16 protein-coding genes and 1 pseudogene are annotated in these 16,994 nt (G+C 40.6%); 8 read left to right on the top strand and 9 right to left on the bottom strand.

Annotated elements, in window-relative coordinates; translation table 11 throughout:
- Positions 1-72: 72 nt before the first annotated feature.
- Complete coding sequence (envZ, locus tag H5058_RS09360; protein ID WP_086998926.1) at positions 73-1,374, bottom strand: two-component system sensor histidine kinase EnvZ; 1,302 nt, start codon at positions 1,372-1,374, stop codon at positions 73-75.
- Between the two features lie 5 nt (positions 1,375-1,379).
- The gene (ompR, locus tag H5058_RS09355; protein ID WP_058374346.1) at positions 1,380-2,099 is read right to left on the bottom strand and encodes a two-component system response regulator OmpR; all 720 of its coding nucleotides are present in this window, start codon (positions 2,097-2,099) and stop codon (positions 1,380-1,382) included.
- Positions 2,100-2,292: 193 nt separating this feature from the next.
- Between ompR and greB the strand changes: the two are divergent.
- The 4 genes and pseudogenes from greB to H5058_RS09335 all read left to right on the top strand — a co-directional run bounded on the left by greB (position 2,293) and on the right by H5058_RS09335 (position 6,359).
- Positions 2,293-2,803 (top strand): annotated as a pseudogene (gene greB, locus H5058_RS09350) (transcription elongation factor GreB).
- 118 nt (positions 2,804-2,921) lie between these two features.
- The gene (locus H5058_RS09345) at positions 2,922-3,233 is read left to right on the top strand and encodes a hypothetical protein (protein ID WP_011329480.1); all 312 of its coding nucleotides are present in this window, start codon (positions 2,922-2,924) and stop codon (positions 3,231-3,233) included.
- 50 nt (positions 3,234-3,283) lie between these two features.
- Positions 3,284-3,865 (top strand): CBS domain-containing protein, encoded by a 582-nt coding sequence (locus H5058_RS09340; protein WP_086998923.1) that lies wholly within the window; start codon positions 3,284-3,286, stop codon positions 3,863-3,865.
- A gap of 169 nt (positions 3,866-4,034) precedes the next feature.
- Positions 4,035-6,359: a Tex family protein gene (locus H5058_RS09335; protein WP_011329482.1), complete on the top strand. Its 2,325-nt coding sequence runs from the start codon at positions 4,035-4,037 to the stop codon at positions 6,357-6,359.
- A gap of 312 nt (positions 6,360-6,671) precedes the next feature.
- On the opposite strand, the gene H5058_RS09330 is transcribed toward H5058_RS09335, so the two are convergent.
- The 3 genes from H5058_RS09330 to bioH all read right to left on the bottom strand — a co-directional run bounded on the left by H5058_RS09330 (position 6,672) and on the right by bioH (position 8,680).
- A complete protein-coding gene (locus H5058_RS09330) occupies positions 6,672-7,538 on the bottom strand; it encodes a putative metalloprotease CJM1_0395 family protein (protein ID WP_182677816.1) in 867 nt (288 codons plus the stop codon).
- Positions 7,539-7,543: 5 nt separating this feature from the next.
- Positions 7,544-7,852 carry a hypothetical protein gene (locus H5058_RS09325; RefSeq protein WP_011329484.1) on the bottom strand — a complete coding sequence of 103 codons (309 nt, stop codon included), beginning with the start codon at positions 7,850-7,852 and terminating at the stop codon, positions 7,544-7,546.
- Between the two features lie 90 nt (positions 7,853-7,942).
- Complete coding sequence (bioH, locus tag H5058_RS09320) at positions 7,943-8,680, bottom strand: pimeloyl-ACP methyl ester esterase BioH (protein WP_011329485.1); 738 nt, start codon at positions 8,678-8,680, stop codon at positions 7,943-7,945.
- 74 nt (positions 8,681-8,754) lie between these two features.
- Here bioH and H5058_RS09315 point away from each other — a divergent pair, with 74 nt between their 5' ends.
- Positions 8,755-9,432 carry a ComF family protein gene (locus H5058_RS09315; RefSeq protein ID WP_011329486.1) on the top strand — a complete coding sequence of 226 codons (678 nt, stop codon included), beginning with the start codon at positions 8,755-8,757 and terminating at the stop codon, positions 9,430-9,432.
- An 11-nt stretch (positions 9,433-9,443) separates the two neighbouring features.
- On the opposite strand, the gene H5058_RS09310 is transcribed toward H5058_RS09315, so the two are convergent.
- Positions 9,444-11,975: a M14 metallopeptidase family protein gene (locus tag H5058_RS09310; RefSeq protein WP_182677827.1), complete on the bottom strand. Its 2,532-nt coding sequence runs from the start codon at positions 11,973-11,975 to the stop codon at positions 9,444-9,446.
- A gap of 179 nt (positions 11,976-12,154) precedes the next feature.
- On the opposite strand from H5058_RS09310, the gene nfuA reads away from it, so the two are divergent.
- Together nfuA and H5058_RS09300 are read left to right on the top strand one after the other, a co-directional pair.
- On the top strand, positions 12,155-12,730 hold the full coding sequence (nfuA, locus tag H5058_RS09305) for a Fe-S biogenesis protein NfuA (protein WP_011329488.1): 576 nt from the start codon (positions 12,155-12,157) through the stop codon (positions 12,728-12,730).
- Positions 12,731-12,742: 12 nt separating this feature from the next.
- Positions 12,743-13,012, top strand: coding sequence for a hypothetical protein (locus tag H5058_RS09300; protein ID WP_182677814.1), 270 nt, complete (start codon positions 12,743-12,745; stop codon positions 13,010-13,012).
- 14 nt (positions 13,013-13,026) lie between these two features.
- Here H5058_RS09300 and H5058_RS09295 read toward each other — a convergent pair whose 3' ends face one another.
- The gene (locus H5058_RS09295; protein ID WP_259398621.1) at positions 13,027-14,298 is read right to left on the bottom strand and encodes an MATE family efflux transporter; all 1,272 of its coding nucleotides are present in this window, start codon (positions 14,296-14,298) and stop codon (positions 13,027-13,029) included.
- A 42-nt stretch (positions 14,299-14,340) separates the two neighbouring features.
- On the opposite strand from H5058_RS09295, the gene H5058_RS09290 reads away from it, so the two are divergent.
- Positions 14,341-15,366, top strand: a complete 1,026-nt coding sequence (locus H5058_RS09290) for a polysaccharide deacetylase family protein (RefSeq protein WP_011329491.1) — start codon at positions 14,341-14,343, stop codon at positions 15,364-15,366.
- 60 nt (positions 15,367-15,426) lie between these two features.
- Here H5058_RS09290 and H5058_RS09285 read toward each other — a convergent pair whose 3' ends face one another.
- Both H5058_RS09285 and cyoE read right to left on the bottom strand, forming a co-directional pair.
- Positions 15,427-16,044, bottom strand: a complete 618-nt coding sequence (locus H5058_RS09285) for an SCO family protein (RefSeq protein WP_182677810.1) — start codon at positions 16,042-16,044, stop codon at positions 15,427-15,429.
- Positions 16,041-16,970 (bottom strand): heme o synthase, encoded by a 930-nt coding sequence (gene cyoE, locus H5058_RS09280; protein WP_011329493.1) that lies wholly within the window; start codon positions 16,968-16,970, stop codon positions 16,041-16,043. The genes H5058_RS09285 and cyoE overlap by 4 nt, the downstream gene beginning before the upstream one ends.
- Positions 16,971-16,994: the final 24 nt, after the last annotated feature.

Genomic DNA, 16,994 nt, shown 5'->3' with positions numbered 1-16,994 from the left:
TCGCTTACTGCGTATTTATAATTTTGGCCAGCACAACTTAATACCAACCCGCTGCAGTAAAGTGGGTTGGTATTATACTTTAATTGGTAAGTAAATTTGTGCACTTAACCCGCCCTCAGGCCGGTTAGATAATTTAACTTTACCGTCATGCATATCTATAATGCGTTTAATAATAGCCAGCCCTAAACCGCTGCCCTCGCTACCACGTGCTGTATCGCCTTGCTTAAACGGCTCAAATACCGACTCCAGTTCGCCCTCTGGTATACCCGGGCCACTATCGTTTACCGCAATAACAACATACTTTTTATTGCTATTAAAATAGCAGAGCACTTCAATATCACCTTCTGAGTAACGCAGCGCATTTTCAATCATATTGGTTATTACACGCTTAATTGCCACTGCACTAATAGGTATATTGCCAATACTAGGATTACCTTTAAAGGTAATTACTCGCTGGTGTTTAAGCTCAGTGTGCACTACCTCTGCCACTAACGCGTTAATGTCCTCACAGCTTAGCTCTTCACGTTTGTGATGGCGTAAATATTCAATGAACTGATCGATAATGCCGTTCATGTCTTCAATATCGTAAATAATGCCTTCACGCAAATAGTCATCTTCATCTGCCATCATTTCGGTGGCTAAACGAATGCGGGTTAGTGGAGTGCGTAAATCATGAGACACCCCTGCCATTAACAGCCGACGATCATTTTCAAGCGCAGCAATACCCCGCGACATTTGATTAAATGCCCGTGTTACAGCAATAACTTCACTCGATCCTTGTTCGGCTAACTTAGTACTAAAATCGCCTTTACCTACCTTAACCGCCGCTTGTTGCAATGCTTTTAGCGGCCTATTTAAGTGCCTAGCAAATAACCAGCCACCTAATACACTTAAAAAACCAATACTTGATAAGTAAAAGGTTAAAAACTCGAGGTTATTTTCTTTAAACCCACTAAGCGGCACTTTTACCCAATAACCTAATGCTTGCGGGGCTTCTACCCAGTATATGAGTGGATCGGTTTGGCTAATACGCACCCGCGCAGAACCATTTAGCTGCTCAGACATACTACGCGATAATACCGAATATTCGCGACTTTGCCCCAAACCACTGCGCATTGCTTCATGCTGAGTCATGACTTCAATACCGGTAATTTCAAAAAACTTATCCGATACTTCATTAGTTACTTCAACACCATCTTCCCAGTCAATAAATACGGTTTTAATTTGCTTAGCCAGCATTAAATTAACTTGCTCAATGGTAGGTTTTACTACGTATAAGCTCACCGTTACGTAAGATACTATTTGATTTATTAACAGCAAAGCCGCCACTAAAAAAACGGTTTGCCCAAATGCACTACGCGGAAATAGTCCCATATAAATTACTTTTCACCATCGGGAACAAATACATACCCTAAGCCCCAAACGGTTTGAATATAACGTGGGCTGGCGGCATCTACCTCAATCATGCGGCGAAGTCGCGACACTTGCACATCAATACTGCGCTCCAGTGCGCTGTAATCTCGCCCGCGCGCTAGGTTCATCAATTTATCACGGCTCAGCGGCTCACGTGGATGCAAGACCAGCGCTTTAAGCACTGCAAACTCGCCACTGGTTAAGGAAATTGTTTTATCGCCTTCGCTCATTTCGCGAGTGGCTAAATTAAGCGAAAATCGCCCAAATTCAATCAAGTTTTCTTCTGCAGCAGGTGCGCCCGGCACTTCTTTGGCACGGCGTCGTAAAATAGCTTTTATTCGCGCTAACAGCTCTCGTGGATTAAATGGTTTTGGAATGTAGTCGTCTGCTCCCAATTCAAGGCCAATAATACGGTCAACCTCATCACCTTTAGCGGTAAGCATAACAATTGGAATGTCGTTTTCTTTTTGGCGTAAACGACGACAAATAGACAAACCATCTTCACCCGGCAGCATTAAATCGAGCACCATTAAATGAAAGTTTTCACGTTCGATAAGCCGATCCATTTGCTCTGAATTACCCGCTGTTCTTACAATAAAGCCTTGCTCTACTAAATAGCGCTCCAGTAAGCTGCGTAAACGCATGTCATCATCTACAACCAATACTTTTGTCGTTTCGTGTCCCATTGTGTTTCTTATTTTTATAATCTATTACCCATTAATATAAATGAAAAAACCTGTAAGCAACAATTTATTAGCCGCTTAGATTGTTACTGAACATTTCAAACTCATTTGTGCGCGTGTTTTATTAATAATACACTCGACAAGTTTGGGTTATTTTAATACCTTGCTCTGTATGAGTATTAAAAAAGAACATGGCGTGAAAACAAACTTAATTACCCGCGAAGGCTACTTACAATTACAACAAGAACATACCCATTTATGGAATGTAAAACGCCCTGAAATCACCAAAATAGTAAGCTGGGCGGCCAGCCTAGGAGATAGATCTGAAAATGCAGATAAAGGTTTATAACCCCACAAACAATACTATTTTTACTTTTAATAAACGGCTTCTACGGCAAATAGACCGCCGTGTGCGCTACTTACGTAAGCGCATACCCGACTTAAAAATTATTGATTATTCGCCTGTGCAAGATGGCAAAGTGTTTTTTGGTGCTTGGGTTGAAATTGAAAATGAGCAAGGCGAGATTAAAAAGTTTAAAATTGTCGGTCCCGATGAAATTTACGAGCGTAAAGACTATATTTCGATTGATTCACCAATGGCGCGAGCGTTGTTAAAAAAACAAGTAGATGACGAGTTTGACGTTATCACCCCTCAAGGCAAAAAACAGTGGTACGTAAATAGCATTAGTTATCAAAAAAATAGTTAAGCTGCTTTGATTCAGATCATATTAACTTTTTATTGTGTAACTTAATGCAATGAGCTATAACTGATTTAACTCAAGTTACACAATTTTAATTTGAGACTCGTTAATTAAGGTCGTATTTATGTCAAACATAGTATCGCGCATATTAAGTAATGCCGTATTGTTTGCACTCTTCATGAGTGTAAGTTTGACTTTGCATGCTAGCCCTAAAAACACACAACTAGACTCAAGTATAGTTACTCCCCACTTTATTGCTTGTGACACTCCTGATCAAACAAATCCCGACATAGACTTTGATTCTCATGCCTATGTTATTAGCCTTAGGGTACTGCAACCACTCCCTAAAGCACCCTACTCTTATTACCAGAGTACTATTTTAGACAAACCTTTTAGCTGCGCGCATCAGCGAGGCCCACCTAGCTATTTAATTTAATAACTTACTTTTCAAACTATTAAATTTTATAACTAAATAAGGTGACTAATATGTCTAACTTTAAAGAACTTCGTATTCAAGATATTTCTCATGGCGTTATTGCTAACACGTTTGCTGTTGAACAACCGCTTATTGATTTAACCTCTCCTGCTATTAAAATGATTAATAACTTTACGAATAAAATACCAGTGCGTGCATCATTCGATACAACCATTGAGCAAGCGCTAAAACAACTTAGTGTGCAACCTTCAAACTTTATTTTAGTCACCGACGAGCAGCATAAGCTAATAGGCATTGTTTCGAGTGCAGACTTACAAAGCTCAAAAACAATGATAATAGCCCAGCGTATAGGCTTGCCGCGCAGCGAAGTTAACTTACACCACTTAATGACCCCGTTAACTAATTTACTCGGTGTAAGCATGCAAAGCTTAAGCTACGCATGTATTGGCGATGCACTACAAACAATGGAGCACCGTGGCGCTATGTTTTTATTAGTGACTACTGCTAATAATGAAATATGTGGCTTAATTTCAGCTCGCGAAATTGCCAAAACACTGCAAATACCTGTGCACATAACCCCTATTGCTAACTCATTTAGTGAAGTACTAGAGAGCGTAGATCACCCCCATTAAAGCGCTTTACAACAATTAAAGTTATCGCTTTGATTGTTACATCTTAAAGCAAGCAAAATAGCTTGCTTTAAGACCTTTTTATTACCCTCCCCTGTGATATTATTCAAGCAATTGACCCGCCAGTTAAGTTAATTTAACTGGTCTTATTTTTGTTTTATAAGGTTTTTGCATGAGCGATATCTCTGCACGTTTAGCCAGTGAGTTAAACGCACAACAGCAACAAGTTGTTGCAGCAACAAAGTTACTTGATGAAGGCGCAACGGTTCCTTTTATTGCCCGTTACAGAAAAGAAGTAACCGGCGGACTAGACGACACGCAACTGCGGTTGTTAGAGCAAAGGTTGTCGTATTTACGAGAGCTTGAAGAGCGCCGTAGCTTTATTTTATCAACTATAGAGTCACAAAAAAAACTAACTGCAGCGCTAAGCGCCGATATTAATGCTGCACAAAGTAAAACTGAGCTTGAAGATTTATACCTGCCTTATAAAGCAAAGCGTCGTACCAAAGGGCAAATAGCAATAGAGGCGGGATTAGAGCCGCTTGCCAATGCACTATTTAATGATGCCAACCTAGATCCAGAGCAGCAAGCTGAGCAGTTTGTAAGTGCCGATAAAGGCATAGCAGATACAAAATCAGCCCTTGAAGGTGCTAAGTTTATTTTAATGGAGCGTTTTGCCGAAGACGCCAAGTTACTCGCGAAGTTCAGAAGCTACATTAGTCAAAATGGGGTTATTGAAAGCAGCTTAATTAAAGGCCAAGAACAAGCTGGCGCTAAATATCGTGACTACTTTGAGCATCAAGAGGCTCTTAAAAAAGTACCTTCGCACCGTGCGCTTGCTATGCTTAGAGCCCGTAATGAAGGCATTTTACAGCTTAATATTAATCCTGAACCAAGCTCAGAAAATTCAGCGCAACTTTGTGCTCAAATGATAGCTGATCATTATCGCTTAGATATTAAAAACCAAGCAGCTAGCAGCTGGCTATTAACTGTGGTGCAGTGGGCGTGGAAAATTAAACTAGGCTTACACTTAGAAAATGAATTTTTAGCGGCTATGCGCGAAAAAGCCGAAACCGGTGCAATTGATGTATTTGCTAAAAACTTAAAAGACCTACTCATGGCCGCACCAGCTGGCCCGCGTACTACTCTAGGGCTCGATCCTGGTCTACGTACCGGTTGTAAAATTGCGATTGTAGATAGCACTGGCAAACTTTTAACCACACAAACTATTTTCCCACATGCGCCACAAAATCACTGGGAAAAATCTGTACGCACCTTAGAGCTACTTTGTCGTCAACATAAGGTTGAGCTTATTGCGATTGGTAATGGCACCGCGTCTCGCGAGTCTGATAAGTTAATTGCTGAACTAATGAAAGCTAATGCCGAGCTTAAACTTAATAAAATTATGGTTAGCGAAGCGGGTGCATCGGTCTATTCTGCCTCAGAACTTGCTGCTAATGAATTTCCTAATTTAGACGTTTCTCTAAGAGGCGCGGTTTCTATTGCCCGTCGTTTACAAGACCCTCTAGCTGAGCTGGTTAAAATTGAGCCTAAAGCCATAGGTGTAGGTCAATATCAGCACGATGTATCGCAAAGCCAATTAGGGCAAAGCCTGATCTCAGTAGTAGAAGACTGTGTAAACTCTGTAGGCGTAGATTTAAATATGGCCTCGGTGCCATTACTAACCCGCGTTTCTGGTTTAAACAAAACCTTAGCGCAAAATATTGTTAACTACCGCGATGCTAATGGTTCGTTTGCAAAACGCAGTGAGCTTAAAAAAGTAGAGCGTTTAGGGCCAAAAGCGTTTGAACAAGCCGCAGGGTTTTTACGTATTAACAACGGCAGCGATCCGCTAGATAACTCATCTGTTCACCCTGAGGCTTACCCTGTTGTTAAGCGTATTTGTGAGCACAATAGCATTGATGTAAATAGCTTAATGGGTAACAGCGACTTTTTAAATAAGTTAGCCGCTAACGACTACATTGACGATAAATTTGGTTTACCTACCGTTACCGATATTATTAGCGAGCTTGATAAGCCAGGGCGCGATCCTCGCCCTGAGTTTAAAACTGCTGAATTTAAAGCCGGCGTAGAAAAAATAAGCGATCTAAAACCAGGAATGATTTTAGAAGGTGTTGTATCTAACGTTGCTAATTTTGGTGCTTTTGTTGATGTAGGTGTACATCAAGATGGTTTAGTACATATTTCATCAATTACTAATAAGTTTATCTCTGATCCGCGTGAAGTTGTTAAAGCCGGTGACATTGTAAAAGTTAAAGTAGTTGAAGTTGATGCCGCACGTAAACGCATTAGCTTTACCATGCGCCTAGATGACGACATTGATACCAGTAATAAGCCAGCAGCTCCTGCTGCGCAAAAGCCACGCGCTAACAACAACTCACAGCCAAGAGCTGCTAAGCCAAAGCGTGATAATGGTAATGCGCTAATGGGCAATGCGTTTGCTGATGCATTTGCTAACGCTAAACTGAAAAAGTAATACTTATATAGCTCCGAATAAATCTAGCTAAAAATAAAAAACCGCGTTAGCGGTTTTTTTATTTGGGTATTTTGATAAAAGCTTTAAGCTCAGTATTGCTTAAGCTACATAACTAACCTGATCTCCGGATAATAAACCTATCTCAAGCAGCTATTTTCAGCGCTAACTGCGTTGAATTTACTTGCAATAGGCCAGCTATTGACGCGTAAACTCGCCTTATTTTCACTGAAAATCTCTGGCTAGAGAAAATAAAGTTAAATATAATTATAAATTCAATACGTTAGTAAATTTCTTAACCAGAGTTCAGGTTAACTATATTTGCGCTGAAAAACCGCTGTTGCTTGCGGGCGATGTCGCCATTTGATAAAAATTAGCAATGCGCCCAGCGCGTGCTTCAACTTGTGTATCGCGAGTTTGCTCTGCACTTTTTGCTGTTTTTTCTTCACTGCTATCATTACTTGAAAGTGAAGCGGCTGCTTTACTTGTTGTTTTTTCGTCTTCATTACTTTTTGGGCTTGCAAGTTCAGCCTGTGCGGTGGCTATTTTTTGCGTGGCATCGGCAGCAATTGCTCTATCTGCACCCGATGGTTGAGCTGGGGCAAGTGCTGCTGCACGTACTGTTTGCATTTTTTCTATGGTTGCTTGTGGATCGCCACTTATAGCCCCCACATCTATTTGCACTTCGCCACCCACAGCGTAATTAGTGCCATCTGGGCCACGCTGATACTCATAACTAGGCGAGCCCGCATGTTGCCCACCCACTGCTGCATGCGCTTGTTCGTGCACACGCACTTCGGTATCACGCGCTTTAAGCTCTTTAATTTGTAGTTCTTGTTGCGCTAACTGCTGCTCTTCTTTTGCTGCTTCTTGTTCTGTTGTTTGGTTTTTTTCTTGCTCGTTTTCTTGCTCAGCATTATCTGAATTGCCTGAACTTTCGTCACGTGCCTCAACAGACTTTTCACCGGCCAGTTTTCCTTTCGCGTCGTAAGTAGCTGGGTCACTGTTACCCGGTAATTTAGCTTTTTCGGCATCACTTTGGGCTTTATTTTCGGTGCTACTAGCCGTACTTGATGCTGGCGGGGGAATAACTTCTCGCAACTGATTATCACGCCGTGCAGTTTCGGTATAAACATTTGCGGTGTTTATATTAATAGACGGGAATGGCGTGACAATATTCATAATATTTAAACGTTTATATCAATTAATGTACCGAGCACATCATCGGCAGTTTGAATCGATTGCGTATTCGCTTTAGCGTTAAACTCTTCAACTTTTAAGTTTACCAAAGCTTCATCAATACGGGCAGGTTTTGCTACTGGCGCAGTAACCGCTTCTTCTGAGCGAGCAGCCGTAAGTTGTCGCTGCTGTGCTAGTTGCGCATCGTCTTGTTGTTCAATACTGGCACGGTTAATTTCTGCGCTGGCTCTTTCAATTCCTTGGCTAGCTCGGTTAAACCCTTCTAGGCCACTATTAAATGCAGATCCTATTGGCATATTAAATCTCCATTAAAATAAATATTGTTTAATTATCGCTCAACTAATGCGCAAAATAAAGCTTTAACCAGCGCTATTCGTCGCTCTATTTTAAAGCATTGATTTAACGGCAGATATAAATTCATTTTTATGAGAAATAAAAGGAGCATGTGACGCTTTATCTAATACTTCATACTCAAACTCAGTATTAAGTGCTGCCATTTGGGCAATTGCTCTATAAGGAACAAGTGCATCTAAACGACCAAATATAGCGCTTATAGGCACAGGGCAATGAGTAAATAGCGCTCGTAAATCTTCATTTTGTAAAATATCTAAACCCGCAGTCAAAGCCTCATTTTCAGGGGCTTTATATTGATTTAGCAATTGTTTAAGTTGTTTTACGTCATCACGAGCCGATTCGCTGCCCATTGCCTGAATAGCTAAAAATCGCTCTATGGTTTTTTCACCATGATTAACAAGCTGCTCTTTAAATTGCGTTAAAACCTGTGCTTTTATACCCGGCCACGGCGCTTGCTCTGCAAAAAAGGGGCTAGCAGCAACAAGTATCACTTTAGCTACTTTTTCGGGCCAATGTTTAGCAATATATAGTGCAAATAACCCACCTAAAGACCAACCCATTAAAATAGAGTGTGGTTTTAACTGCTCACTTAAAAGTGCTGCAGCGCTGTGTAAGGTATAAGGGTTTGGGCATGTTTTACTACTACCGTAGCCAGGTAAATCAATACTGCGTACGTTGTTATTATGAATAAATGCTAGCTCTGGCTGCACTAATTGCCATACACCTTTGTTCATACCCCAACCATGTAGTAACACTAATTCATTTTGCATATTTGCCAAACCTTAACCAAACTGAAGTTTATAATAGCGTTTAACTAGGCGATTGTAATGAGTATATTTATCCGATGAAGCACGCATTTATAAATTGGCTGTTTGAGTCGCATTGCGTACTTTGCCAAGGCCCAGTCCCAGCCGCGCTGGGCTTGTGTGAGTATTGCTTAGAAGATTTACCATTATTTGATTTAAGCGAGCAAAAAAACTTGCTATATCGCCCTGATATTATTGAAATGTTTCCTAACTGCGAATTTGATAAGTTATTTTCCTGTGCGTTTTACCAGCCCCCTTTTGAGCAATGGCTGAAGCAACTTAAGTTTAATAATCAAATACATTATAAAAATGCATTACAACAAGTTATTACTAAACAATTGAGTACTTTTTTTACTCCTGATTACCCACTGCCCGATACCTTTATTATATTACCGCTGCATAAAAGTCGATTTTTTCAGCGCGGTTTTAATCAAGTAACACAAGTATGGCAACCGTGTTTATCATCTTTTAATTTACTTAGTGATTCGCTGTTACGTAATAAAAAAACGCACGCACAATCTAAGCTAACTAAAGCTAAGCGGGTTAAAAATTTAAAAGACGCATTTATATGTACTGCAGATATGAGTGGTAAAACGGTGGCAATTGTTGATGATATTATGACCACAGGCGCTACACTTAATGCAGCCACCCAGGCTTTAAAACAGGCAGGCGCTAAACAAGTGTGGGCTTTTACCACTTGCTTAACGCCTATTTAAAATTTTAATAGTTAGTCGCCACTTACCCGAAACGTGTGGCCAAAAAACAATGCGTTACTAAGTAACCTACTTGTACCGTACCAATAACCTCTAAACACCGGATCGTCGGTCATACCAATTACTGCTCCACGCCCGTAAGAGTGCGCAATTAAGCCTGCTGCGCCGGCAACTTGAGTAACATTTACAGCATCGGTAAAGCCCGCAAGTAATGGCTGCTCAGTATAGGTAAGCACATTAACAAACGGTGTCTCTGAGGTCTCCAGCAACCAAGTGCTATTTTTAAATACAGGTAGCGTATTACGTGGTAATGAAAAGGTAAGTGGGTGAGTTAAATCTACATGGGTATTAAAAATAGCGCCTGCAATACGCTGACGCCCAGCTAAATGCTCTTTATCAGCATAGTTTAAACCGTCGGTTTTAAACGCACTGGCTACTTCTTTGCGAGACAAGTAGCTGGCTTTTAATAGTTGCTGATCCGCTAAAAATTTAGCACCGCCTTTGTGACCCCAAATAACACCGCCTTTTCTAACCCAACCTTTTATGGCCACTTTATCAGCGTCAGATAAACCACTGTAGTTACCATGAGCCAGCACAATATGGCTGTAATTACTTAGCTCAATTGAGCCCAAACGCTCTAGCTCAACAATGGTTGGAGCAACACCCACAAAACGGTCTAGGTAGTACCACACTTCTCCAGCTTCATATTGGCTTACCCCTTTACCGCCTAACAGCAGCACTTTGGGAGCGCTAAGCACCGCCATTGAGCGTGACCCTAAATCGGCACCTTTACTGGTTAATCCTGACGTTATTGGCTTAATAGCAATGCCAAACTCATTTTGCGCCTGATTAAGCTGTGCTATCCAATCACTATTTGTTTGTAACCCTGCAGGAATAATAATACTCCCCGCTGCAAAATTTACTTCTTCGCTGTTTACTGACTTAGCCGTTAATGAATTTAATGCAACACGGGCTTTTACCCCTTGCTGCAGTAAACTATTGAGCATTTTTGGCGCCAAGGTATCATCCCACGAAAAGCCAAATGCATACCCTTCATTAAGTTGTGCAAAGCGCGGTGTAGCGGCTTGTTGCCATGCGTTATCAGCAACTTTTAATCCCCAACTACTGGTTACTTTAGCAAAGGGTAAATTAAATGCATGCGCTAGTGTCCAGCCAGATACATCGTAAAAAGTGTTATCGGCAAAGTTTTTTTGTTCGCTAAAAATAGCTTTAACTAAACGGTATTGTGGCTGTGCTAAAGGCACAAAATAGCTATTGCTAGAATAAGTTTCACCACCTGCTTTTAGCTCTTTTGTTAAAGGGTAAGCGTTAATTTGGTGCTGTTGCAGTAAGCTTAAAAAGTCGTTAACTCGGGTGTTATCGGCTGCACCTGCAACTACATAACCTTGAAAGCTTTCATCGGCTGCTAAATCTATCGCCTGGTTATAAAACTTAGCTTGGTAATCGAGTAAGGCTTGGCGGTTGTCTATCGCAGCTTTAAATGTTGATAAACTAGTAAGCAGCTGGTTTTTAATAGTAAAAGCAAAGCTGAGAGGCCCATTTACGGTTTCTTGAATATGCCCGCGCGAACTGGCTTGTTCAAATAAAATACCTACGCCACCATTTACGTCTGGGTAAGTTGAGCCTTTACCGTAATAAAAGTCATCAAAGCTTTCTTCGGTGAAGTATAGCGCATTATTTTCGTCTAATGTTTTAGCATGATAATTTGCAATTGCTTTAGTTAAGCTGACATTTTCATCAGGCGTAATCGGGTGTTTGCGCGATGGAATACCGGGCTGAAAAAAGTAACTGCTGTTTGGCCCCATTTCATGAAAGTCGGTTAAAATATTTGGTTTCCACTGATGAAACTTTGCAATACGCGCACGCGATTCTGGGTGTTGTAGTAATAACCAGTCGCGGTTTAAGTCAAACCAGTAATGATTAGTACGGCTACTTGGCCAGCTTTCCACGTGTTCTCGGGTAACGGGGTCTGACGATAAGTTCATACCACGATTACTATTAGCCCAATTAGCAAAACGAGCTAAACCATCGGGATTAAGTGAAGGGTCGAGTAAAATAACGGTATTATTTAATAACTCATTTATTTCATTACCTTGCGCTGCGGCTAAGTAATACGCCACCAGCAATGCAGAATTACTGCCCGACGACTCATTACCATGTACGCTGTAACCCATCCATACAACACCAGGCTGCTCTGATGATTGCGTGTTGCTAGGCGTTAAACGCGCTAAATGGGCTTGGCGAATTTGCTCTATATTTTTTAATTTATTGGCGGCGGTAATAGTCAGCATCACTAATGGTCGCTGTTCGTGCGTGCGCCCTATTACTTCAAAATTAATTCGATCACTTTTTTGTGCTAGTATTTCCATATAACGCACCAACTGATCGTGCCTTACATGCCACTCACCTACTTGATAACCAAGCACTTGCTTTGGAGTGGGTATACTTGGATCAAACTCAACATCCTCTGCAAAGTAGTAAGACAATGGTTTAGCTTGAGTTGAAAAACTCAGTATTGCCACCATTATCATTAATGTTATTTTTATTATTATACGCATATAATTTACTCATAAAATGTTTGTTGTTTGCACGCTAGCATTGCTTAAAATAGATGCCAACTTTTTACGCTCAACACTAGCCGCAACACGATGAGCGGGGTATGATATGCAGTATCCGAGTAATTTAGTCAAGTATAGACGGTCTTATGATTTCAATTTCCGAAACAGCACAAGCGCATTTTGCTAAACTATTAGCAGATCAAGCACAACAAACCAACATTCGTGTTTTTGTTGTAAACCCTGGTACATCACAAGCGGAATGTGGTGTTTCTTATTGTCCAGAAGACGCTGTAGAAGACAGCGATATTCGCCTAAACTTTAATGGTTTTGACGGCGTTGTAGATGCAGAAAGTGCACCCTTTTTAGAAGACGCTGAAATTGATTTTGTTACCGACAAAATGGGTACTCAGTTAACACTAAAAGCACCAAATGCTAAAGCGCGTAAAATTAGCGGTGATGCATCGTTAAACGAACGCGTACAACACATGCTAGAAACCGAAGTAAATCCGCAACTTGCTAACCACGGTGGCCAAGTAAGCTTAGTGGAAATTACCGCTGCAGGTATTGCTGTATTACAGTTTGGCGGTGGTTGTAATGGTTGTTCTATGATCGATGTCACGTTAAAAGAAGGCATTGAAAAAGAGATGATCGAAAAGTTTGAAGAGATCACTGGTGTTGCCGACATTACTGAGCACCAAGCGGGCGATCATTCTTACTATTAATAAGCATTTTTAATGCTAAAGTCGCTTATATATAGCTTAGGGAGCAACCCTAAGCTTAGCTTAAAGCGCTTTTTTCGCGGCGTAGCACTGTTTGTGCTAGCCGTGATATTTATTTTTTTAGGCTATTACAATCACTACAGCTTGCAAATTATTGGCGTTGTTATTTTAGTGCCAGCTTTGTTTTTTGCTGCTTGGGGCTACAGCGGTATTTTTGCTAATCGCTTTTCACAAGTACTTAAAAATATTGAGCCTAAAAACCACGATCCCGACCTATGGAAATAAGCCACCAAACTTCCTTAATCTAATAACTGATTACTTGCCTTTAACCTTTGGTACTTCACTATTAATGTTATTCCTCGCATTAGCATAAAGCAGCTCATTGCTAACCATAAACCATTATTCTCCCACTGATGAAACACAGCAAACACACCAAAAAAACCAACACTTGCTGAGAGCAACATACTATTGCGCATTGCTTTTGCCCGGGTAAGTCCAACAAATACACCGTCAAATAAAAAGCAACTCATTGCCAATAATGGCAAGGCTATAACCCAAGGCAAGTACAGCGTAGCCGTGGTGATCACTTCTGGTACATTAGTTAATAGCGTAATAATATAGCGGCCAAATATAGCAAAAAACAAACTGTATGCTAAGGCAAATAGCGCGCCCCAAAACACACTTATTTTTACCCAAAGATCAATATTCTTTACACTTTGCTGGCCTTTAGCATGCCCTACTTTTGCCTCACTGGCATAAGCAATGCCGTCGAGTGCAAAGCTTACCAACATTAAAAAGTTAAGTAATACTGCATTTGCTGCTAGCGTGGTTTCGCCAATTCGTGCGCCGTAAAAGGTCATAAAGCTAAAGCAGAGCTGTAAAATAAATGAGCGAATAAAAATATCACGGTTTAAACTTAGTAGGTTTGCCATTTTTGTAATGCTAAACCAACCTGGTACGCTTAGTTTTATGCCGCGTTTTTTAGCTAATTTAATAACTAACACCACGGCAAAAACTAACGCGGTGTAATCGGCAATAAGTGACGCCCATGCAGCGCCTGCTACCGCCCAATCTAGGTATACAACAAAATATATATCGAGCACTATATTGGTAATATTAGTCACTAATAATAAATAAAACGGCCCACGGCCATAATGCATACCTAGCATCCAGCCTAATAGTACTAAATTACATAAGGCCGCAGGCGCACTAAAAATACGAATACTAAAATACTGATACGCTTGCGTAAGCACGTCGCTATTGGCCGCCGATAAAAATGCAATGGCGTGTTTTATTAAAGGCGATAAGGCGATAAGCAATACGGCAACAAAGCAAGAAAGCACTAAGCTGCGTTTTAATAACGCCGCCAATTGGGTTAAATCGTTTTGCCCATAAGCTTGTGCCACTAACCCTGTGGTGCTCATTCTTAAAAAGCCTGCGAGCCAAAATAATATTGATATAACCGCAGATCCCAGCGCAATACCGGCTAAATAATGAGCGCTCCCTAAGTGGCCAATTACTGCAGTATCAACAATTCCTAACAGTGGGACGGTAATATTTGATAATATCATCGGACCCGCTAACAACAACAAGCTTTTATGGTGTGCTTTATTATGTATAAGAAATTGTTTCATTTAGTATTATTTATCCTTATTAGTATTTCACTGCGCGCTCAAGCAGCCGTTATTTTACAGTATCATCACGTTAGTGAAACCCTTCCGGCGGTAACCAGTGTTAGCGCGAGCACTTTTACTGAGCACTTAAGTTATTTAAAAGAGCATAACTTTAATGTTATTCCTTTAGATGAGCTGATAACTGCGTTGCAGCAAAAACACACTTTACCAGATAAAACCGTCGCTATTACTTTCGATGATGGTTACAACAATAATTACGAGCAAGCAGCGCCAATTTTAGAAAAGTTTGGCTATCCGTACACAATTTTTGTCAATCCTAAGCTAATAGACGAAGGTAAAGGCTATGTAATGGGCTGGGATAAACTCCAAGAGCTAGCAAAAAAAGGCGCACTTATTGCCAATCATAGTGGCCAACACGATTACTTACACCATATGCTTGCAAACGAAAGCGATGCACAATGGCAAGCCCGCATTAAACAAGACATCCTACATTCACAGCAGCGTATAAAAACAGAAATTGGCCATGATTATAAATATTTAGCTTATCCGTATGGCGAGTTTAACAATAAGTTACAAGCCCTAGTAACCGAGCTTGGTTTTATTGGTATAGGTCAGCATTCTGGCGCTGTAAATAAAGATTCTAACTTTAGTCGCTTACCGCGTTTTCCGGCTTCGGGCTTTTATAGTAAATTAGATACGCTGATCACTAAATTGAATTCTCGCGCATTTAATATAACCGCGCTCACTTATGAAGACAGTGTAACGGCGCAAAACCCACCCAAACTCACTATTGAGTTTACTATGGGGGATTTTCATAAAAGTCAGTTTGCTTGTTATGTATCGAGTGTTGGCCAGGCTAATTTAACCTGGATAAATAAAAACACAGTAGAAGTCACCTCACCTAAAGCGCTCAATAAAGGTCGTTCGCGCTTTAATTGTACCGCCCCTGCAATTAACAATGCTGGTAGCTATTTTTGGTTTTCGCAGCCTTGGGTTATTGAATAGTTTTAATTACAGTAGTAAAAAAGGAGCCTAGGGCTCCTTTTTAATTTACTGTTTAAATAACTAGTTTTTATAATAATCAGCTATTTTTTTAAATTCTTGAGTTAACTCTTTGGAATTTATTAACGGCACGCTACCTTGTTTAAATTCAGGTTTAAATATAGCTCTTACCGCCCCATTGCCATCGACCATAGCCACTGAAGCACTATGATCAACTGCATACTCTGACTCGCTACTATCACTTATAGCGTAAATTAAGCCTAACCCTCTCACCATAGGAAAAAGCTGTTTGTGCTCCCCCGAAACCGCTAAAAAATCGGGATTAAAGTAATCAATATAGCCTTTGCGTTTTGCTGGGGTATCTCGTTTGGGATCTACCGATACAAACCAAATTTGCACTGGGTAATCACTACGTAAATTTTTATACACCGCATTTAGTTTAGCCAGTGTTAACGGGCAAATATCGGGGCAGCTGGTGTAACCTAAAAACACTAAATTCCATTGTCCTAAAAATTGCTGCTTAGTAACCAATTCGCCATGTTGATCATCTAAACTAAAGTCGGCTAAAGGTTTAGCATTCTCGTACACTAAAGCATTAACGTCTGGCGGTGCATTATCATCTGAGCACGCCGATAAAAACAGTGTTAAAACAATAGCTAACCCTAGCCATAATTGCTTCATAATAGTAGCCATTTATCTATAAATAATATGATAAAGAGTACCATTAAATGAATAATTGAAAAGCGAAATAAATCCATAGCAGTGTCGTCGTTAGCGGCTAGTTTTAATTTAATCGCTTTATAAATAAAGACCGCATTTAATCCAGATGCGCCGATTAAATAAATTAACCCCGACATTCCTATCAAATAAGGAAATATACACACAATTGCCAGTAACACAGAGTAAGCAACCACACAGGTTTTAGAAAAATCGATACCATGCGTAACCGGTAACATAGGAATTTTAGCCCGTGCGTAATCGCTCTTACGAGCTATAGCTAAGGCCCAAAAGTGCGGAGGGGTCCACGTAAAAATAATCATCACTAGTAGCCAAGGTGCAGCTGCCATTTGCCCTGTTTCAGACACCCAACCCAATAAGGGTGGCATAGCGCCAGCAAGGCCACCAATAACAATATTTTGTGGTGTAGCGCGCTTTAAAAAAGAGGTGTATACAAAGGCATAACCCACCAGCGCAAATAAGGTTAATATGGCGGTAAGTGTATTTGCCCATAGCATTAGCATAATAAAACCTGCCACACCTATTATTGCTGCAAAACTCAGTGCATGTGCCTTACTTAAGCGGCCTTTAGCTACTGGGCGATGACGAGTACGCGCCATTTTGCTGTCTATTTCGCTATCAACAACATGGTTAATTACCGCTGCTGCTGCTGAAAGCAATCCTATGCCAAGTAAGCTTATAAACTGTACACCCATGCCTCTGCCTACATCGGGTGCTAGCGCCAAACCAACCCACGCGGTCAGTACCAACATAGCGACTACTTTAAATTTACTAATGGCTAAATAATCTTGTAGTAAATTATAACTACGTGTAATTAGCGGTAGTGTATTTATAGGTTGTATTGCTTTTTTATCTATTGTAAGTGCCATAACAACGCTCCTTTCTATTTGTAA

This window comes from Pseudoalteromonas sp. SR45-4, assembly GCF_014163535.1.
GTDB classification, from domain to species: Bacteria; Pseudomonadota; Gammaproteobacteria; order Enterobacterales; family Alteromonadaceae; genus Pseudoalteromonas; species Pseudoalteromonas nigrifaciens.
This window is presented reverse-complemented; position numbering and strand designations above follow the sequence as displayed.